This window comes from Bacillus sp. C30 (assembly GCF_040838255.1).
Taxonomy (GTDB): domain Bacteria; phylum Bacillota; class Bacilli; order Bacillales; family Bacillaceae_G; genus Bacillus_A; species Bacillus_A mycoides.
The window spans coordinates 1-2,639 of the sequence record NZ_JBFPJH010000412.1 but is presented as its reverse complement, the minus strand read 5'-3'; the positions used below and the strand labels follow the sequence as shown (position 1 = coordinate 2,639).

Sequence of the window (2,639 nt, the reverse complement as noted above, 5' to 3'; positions counted from 1 at the left end):
GTTGTATCATATATATTTTACAAGCATTGAGTTTCATAGTTTACTTGTAATTTAGTATAAAGCATTCTCAGAAAGTAAGTCAATTTGACATGGAATATATAGCATTTTTAACCACTGAAAATTCGAGAATAATGAAGTGCAGTCTTCAGAATTTATGTTCTGTAAATGATGGTATATAAAAAGCCAAAAGCTTTTCCATTCTTAATAGGAAAGGCTTTTGGCTTTTAAGCGTTTTTACGAACTAATTTTTTATTTACAAATCCTAAAATCAACCCGCGTATTTGTGGATCAATTGCAAGGCCAATAATACCGTACAATATACCAGTAAGTGTTAGAGCTACCAGTGGTGGTAAGTTAATTAATACTGTGCGGTATAGGGCGTAACTGATTATAAATGCTAGTGTATTAAATACAATCCCTTTGAATAGTAATGTAAATCCTTTACGAACGAATAAAGTAAATCCGATTAATAAAGTAACCTCAGTAATGATAGCAGCTACCGCAGCTCCCATCATTCCAAATTGGCCACCTAATACGATGTAACTTACGATAGCGACAGCTAATCCAATTCCCATCGTTGTCGCACGCTTCCACTGTTGACCAATAGTTGTTAAATTATCAGCAAGTGGATAGTTGATAGATTGTAAAATAACCATAAAGGCTAAAATTGCAAGAGCATCACCGGCTGGTGCATATTGTTCACCTAATAAAGTAACAATCCAAAAGCTTGGATCAGCGATAAATGGAATGGAGATTCCCATTCCTAAGAAAGACATAAGTTTTAATTCGAACTGTGATAGTTTTCTATGTTCATCAATATTCTTTTCATTTCCAAAAGCAAATAACTTTGGATAAAAGGCTGCTGCAATTACACCAGGTATTTGATAAAGGACAGCAGGTATTTTAGAAGCAGCTCCAAAGAATCCAACTTGCTCATACGTTGAAACTTTTTCTAATATAATGGGCCCTAACTGTGGTAAGAGCATAATGATAATGCCATTGATTGTGAAAATGAGCAATTGATCTAAAATGCCTTTATCCCAGCCCTTATGAACTGTTGTATGGCGAATTACCATTATAAAGGCGATGAGTCCTGTTACGAGACTGGATATCCCGTACATGGCAGCAACCATCATAAGTGACCATTTAAAGGACATTCCTAGTAGAAGAGCAGCTGCGGCTGTTACACCTTGTATTACAGAAATAATCGCTGTAAATTGCATGCGTTCTGTTACTTGGAAGTAAGCCATCCCAACACCTTGTAAAGTGGCTCCAAACATTGTCGGCAGTACAACCCAATATACCATCGCACGTAAGTAAGCATCAGGATAGAAGAACTGAGCGAAAATAGCGAAGAGCACAGAAATTACGATAGCTAATACTAAACGAATACGTAAATAACTACTAATTAGTACGCTAATGTTAGCGTTGCCTCTCGTTCCTTCACGCATAAATGTATGTGTCAAACCTGCATCTGTAAAATAACAAATAACAGCGGAAACTGCTAAAGCAGTTGTAAACATCCCATACTCCTTTGGTGAAACATATCTTGCAAAGAAAATGGTCGCAATAGCAAGTACAAATCGAACAGTAATATTTCCTACAAATAGGTAGGAGGCGTTTTTAAGGATTTTATTTGTTTTCATGGAACAAGACCTTTCTATTTTTCAGGACGCACTTCGTCCTATTTGTAAATTTGATTTGTTTACGGAAAGTATGTTTAAAAGCGTATTCTTTATTTAAGAAAACATAAACTTTATTCGTACAAACCAAAGCATTGCGTATAGCTTTTTGCTTCGTTTTCCATTTTTTGAATAAATTTTGCGACAATATTTATTTATATCGCCCTTGATTAATTGAACTTGTGATTTATCTAACTTAGAGCTTCCTTTAATGTATATACAAGCATTGTTAATGACTGTATATGGGAATAGATAAGTTTCAAGGATTTCAATAAGTTCTGTAGAATCATTCACGATTAAGTCTTTTGATTTATTATGAACCCAATCCTTCATTCGATTAAACACTTCTAATTCTTTTGCTGTTTTTAATTCATAATCTTTATACTTTGAAGAAAGATTTCCTTCGGATAAGATTCGATAATATGTTAAATATTCATCTACATAGCATACATTTGTAACGCTCATTAATTTAAATAGAAATTCTAAATCTTCTCCCCAGCTACACCCTGGTGTGAAACGAATATTATGATCCATCACGATAGATCTTTTGAAAATCCAAGTGCTCGTCTGAGCAACAACTTGATGCGTTAAGAAAGCTTTTGTCATATCACCTTTAATAAGGTTTGTCGTGTGCTCAACTTTTTCACCAGTCTCTTCGTAAAAGTTCATATAGCCACAATAACAAGCGTTCATGTTGTTTTTATGCATGCTTTCAACTTGTTTTTCGATTTTTGTTGGATGCCATAAATCATCACTATCAAGAAAAGCAACATATTCTCCGCTAGCATTTTCAATTCCTGTATTACGAGCAACTGAAACGCCTTGATTTTCTTGTGGGACGTATTTTATTTGTCCGGGGTACTTTTGTACAAGGTTTTTTACGATGGAAGGTGATTGATCTTTGCTTCCATCATCTACAATTACAATTTCAATGTTTTTATATGTTTGATCTAGTAT

The 2,639-nt window shown here is 34.4% G+C and carries 2 protein-coding genes; both read right to left on the bottom strand.

The window, feature by feature from the left end:
• Positions 1 to 224 precede the first annotated feature (224 nt).
• On the bottom strand, positions 225 to 1,646 hold the full coding sequence (locus AB3X49_RS21045) for an oligosaccharide flippase family protein (RefSeq protein WP_044438361.1): 1,422 nt from the start codon (positions 1,644 to 1,646) through the stop codon (positions 225 to 227).
• A 93-nt stretch (positions 1,647 to 1,739) separates the two neighbouring features.
• Positions 1,740 to 2,639, bottom strand: a 900-nt coding sequence (locus AB3X49_RS21040; protein ID WP_367964530.1) for a glycosyltransferase family 2 protein, incomplete at its 5' end; no start/stop codon positions are given.

Excerpts from the sequence above, each read along its gene's own strand:
- AB3X49_RS21045 (WP_044438361.1), bottom strand. The coding sequence starts at position 1,646 with ATGAAAACAAATAAAATCCTTAAAAACGCCTCCTACCTATTTGTAGGA.